Here is a 3,746-nt window from a genome sequence, read left to right on the forward strand (position 1 = left end):
GGGAAGACGAGATAGACGCCGAATCGGATCTGCGTGAACGAGGCTGACAGGATAAACGCGAACCAGACGACAAGAAGGAACCGCTCCGCGCTCGCATCTCTACCGAAGAACTGGTTGAACAATACGAGCACGCTCCCGATGACAGCGGCAAAGAGCGCGAGCCCGTGATACTGGTAGAGGCGACGGGGGTTTCGCAACGGCGTCGCCTCTCCGACTGAGGTTTGTGTTGCGGCCGGACTTTGAGTGAACCCGACGACACGGAGAATCTGGCCGATTAAGTAATTGAAAACGTCAGGAAAGAGGACCGCCGTCAGTATCGTCGCCGTGGTCAGAATACCGATGATGGCGGTCGGATAGAGGGTCCGGTCGTACTCGTTGGCCTCAACGAAGCGTGCGAGCCAAGCCATGAACACACAGCCACCTGCGACAGCGGCCGCCAATAGGACTTGCAACAGCGTGTGGTCCGTCGCCGCGATGGCAAGACTCTGGGTGACTGCGAGCTGTAAGACGGCTACTGTTCCCATACTCACAGCACCGACGATAGCGGCGTGTTCTGGGCTTTTCCCCCGGACAAATTCGATATTAAGCCATAGCAGAAAGAATGTTCCGACGATACCGAGGAGGAGTACGGCGGGCGGCCACGTCCACAGATACAGCGAGATTGCGATGCCCGCGAGCATCGAGTAGCCAACTGTGGCCCTGAGCCCGGGGATGTCACGGTCGAGGAACTGCTCGTAGACGGGTTTGTCACGCTCGGCGACTGAAAGCGCAACCATCATTCCGAGGATCGAGGTAACCTGCAGCAGTCCCTCGGCGACCTGGTGGTCGTAGACACCGACGAGGCTCCGCTGGAGAAACGTCCCAGCCGAGAGAGCAAGAATCACGGCCGCAGTCACACCACCGATGCGGCCGGCCAGTCGCCGGCCGATGTAGTAGGTTGGTATCGCTGCGAGCGCACCCATGACGGGCGGGGCGAAGAGTGCGACCAGCGCGACCGTGTGGGCGCTGGGGTCGCCTAGGCCGATTATGATGGCTATCGTCCCGAACACCTGGTCCATCAGCGTACCGAACTGCCCGGTCCGGTTACCGATTGGGAAGTAGGTCCACGGGTCGAACGGCATCGTCGCCGGCCAGTTGCGGACGACGTACATCGTTGAGCGGTAGTGGTACCACGGGTCAGTCCCGGTGAACAGAACCTCACCGTCAACGATGTATCTCGAATAGTTCCGGGCCCGATTCCAAAGCATGAACCCGAGCACGAGGAGGAGGGCTGGTACATGATACCATGCTTTGACCCTGTCCAGCGTGGACTCTGGTTCGGGGTTTTCCGCGGATGTCCCCCGTGAGTGACTCATTGGTCTGAGACACTGCCAAGGCGCGCATAAGCCTTTTGACCTCGCCTCGTTGCGGGGCCGCGCGAGATGGAAACGCATAACCGGGCCGGTGTCTCAAACCTCGATCATGCGTGTCTCGGTCGTCATCTGCAAGCATACGCTGGAGCGATACGACGACTGCTGCGAGGCGGCCGAGAGTGTCCTGGGACAGTCCCACGACAACGTTGAACTAGTGCTGGTCTCGGACGGAGATCAGGAGCTGTACGAGCAGTTCGAGGCCGACTTCGGTGACCACGACGACGTAGTCTGTACCCAGACCGACGATAACGTTGGCCTCGCGGCGGCCCGAAACGCGGGGACAGCCGTCGCAAACGGTGACGTATTCGCCTTCCTCGACGACGACGCCCTCGCCGACAAGGACTGGCTCGCGGAGCTTGTCTCGGTGTACGAGGAGCGGGATGTTCCCGCCGCAGGCGGTCGAATGGTCCCGTACTGGGTTGCCGGCAAGCCCGCCTTCCTCCCACCGGAGTTCTACTGGCTCGTCGGCGTCACACACGAGGGCTTTGGACCGAACGGTGATCCCGACGAGGCCGGTGAGGTCAGGAACACGTTCGGCTCGAATATATCCTTTCGACGCGAGGTATACGAGGCACTGGGCGGGTTCGACCCCGAAATCGGTGGTCGAACGGGCGAGAAGAACCTCCAAGCCGAGGAGCCGGAACTGTGTGCCCGGATGCAAAGCGAGTTCGGCTACGGCGTCCACTACACGCCCGACGCGCGTGTCGCTCACAAGGTGTTTGACTACCGGACCGACCCGGGCTGGCTCGTCGACCGGGCGTTCTGGCAGGGGTACTCGAAACGGGGCATGGAGGTGCTCGTGCCCGAGTCGACCGGCGAAGAGTCCGACTTCCTCCGGCAGTTGCTGCTGGATTCGGTCCCCGACCGCATCGGTGGGCTGGTCAGGTCGCCCTCCGTTGTCGCTGCCGTCCAGCTCGTCGCCCTGTTCGTCCTGACCGGCTTTGTCGGCGCTGGCTACCTCTATGGAACCACGGTGTGGGGGTAAGATGACTGACGCCAGTCTCCCGGACGTCTGTGTCGTGACTCATCCCCTCGCCGCCGCCGGCGAGAACGCTACCCGTAGCCTCCTGGATATCCTCGCGGCGATTACGGGCGTGGCGCTCGTGACGGCTGACCTGCCGGCCGACTCGGAGATACACGAGCGCCGCGAGGTCGTCGAGCTTACTCGAAAGGGTGCCGGCGATTCCGTCCTGGTCGCGGCCGCCAGGTTCCTTCTGAACCAGCTCCGGATGTGCCGCGTGCTGGCCGACCGCGACGAAGTGGTCGTGCTGTTCTACGGCGCCACCTCGTACCTGCTGCCCATCGTCGCCGCCAGGCTGCTTGGCAAGACGGTGCTCGTCGAGCCACGGGGCGACGTGCCGCTGACACTGCGGCTCAACTGGGAGCAGCGACTGCCGGCGCCGCTGGCTCGCGGGCTCGCCGGCCTGGTTCGCGCGCTTGAACGAGCCGGATTCGCCGTCGCAGACGGCGTCGTCACGTACACGCCCGCGATGGCACGGCAGCTCGGCCTCCACCCGGAGGCGCCGGACGTGTATCCGACCGGTGCCCGCTACGTCCGCACCGACGAGTTCCGTATCCAGCGCCCCTACGAGGAGCGCGACCGCGTCGTCGGCTTCCTCGGCCGGCTCGACGAGGAGAAGGGTATCCGGGAGCTGGCCGCGGTCGCCAGGGAGCTCCCCGACAATGTCACCTTCCGGTTCATCGGTGACGGGGACTTACGCGAGTGGCTCGAAGCCGAACTGGACGCGGAGATAGCAAGCGGCCAAGTCGAACTGACCGGCTGGGTCGACCACGACGATGTCCCCAAGCAGTTGAACGATCTCGCACTGCTCGTGTTGCCCTCCCAGCCGACCGAGGGGCTCCCGACGACCATACTCGAATCGCTGGCCTGTGGGACGCCGGTGCTTGCCTCGCCCGTCTCGGGCGTTCCGGACGTGGTCAGAGACGGCGAAACGGGGTTTCGAATCGACTCGCGGGCGTCGTCCGAGCTGGGCGCACAGATCGCGGAAATCATAGACGAGGCGGCGCTGGACGACATCAGCGTGAACGGACGGTCGCTCGTCGAGACCGACTACTCCTTCGAGGCGGCCGTGGCACGGTACCGGGCGATTCTCCGCGAATCGGGCCGCTAAGGCCCTATCTCAACATCAGACAATATTTGGGTCGCGTCGCAAAGTCGTTTAGAAGGCTCTTGCATAACTCAGCGAAACACGTTCACCGCAAAGCAGTCAATGAGTCCGCTCAACGGTACTCCGGCGAGGTTTAGCGTCCGTACGAACCCGTAGGTTCGGACGGACTGCTCTAATCCTGGCTTCGAGAGGCCGCGGAACTTCT

3 protein-coding genes and 1 pseudogene are annotated in these 3,746 nt (G+C 63.2%); 2 read left to right on the forward strand and 2 right to left on the reverse strand.

Going from position 1 to position 3,746, the window contains the following annotated elements:
* On the reverse strand, positions 1-1,355 hold a 1,355-nt coding region (locus Q0964_RS16235), incomplete at its 3' end, for an STT3 domain-containing protein (protein ID WP_299269661.1).
* A gap of 106 nt (positions 1,356-1,461) precedes the next feature.
* Here Q0964_RS16235 and aglG point away from each other — a divergent pair.
* Positions 1,462-2,397, forward strand: a complete 936-nt coding sequence (gene aglG, locus Q0964_RS16240) for a glucosyl-dolichyl phosphate glucuronosyltransferase (protein WP_299269664.1) — start codon at positions 1,462-1,464, stop codon at positions 2,395-2,397.
* 1 nt (position 2,398) lies between these two features.
* Positions 2,399-3,544: a glycosyltransferase family 4 protein gene (locus Q0964_RS16245; protein ID WP_299269667.1), complete on the forward strand. Its 1,146-nt coding sequence runs from the start codon at positions 2,399-2,401 to the stop codon at positions 3,542-3,544.
* Between the two features lie 68 nt (positions 3,545-3,612).
* Here Q0964_RS16245 and Q0964_RS16250 read toward each other — a convergent pair.
* Positions 3,613-3,746: pseudogene (locus Q0964_RS16250) on the reverse strand (IS1595 family transposase); the annotation flags it as partial.

The organism is Halorientalis sp., assembly GCF_028275115.1.
In the GTDB taxonomy this organism is placed as follows: Archaea; Halobacteriota; Halobacteria; order Halobacteriales; family Haloarculaceae; genus Halorientalis.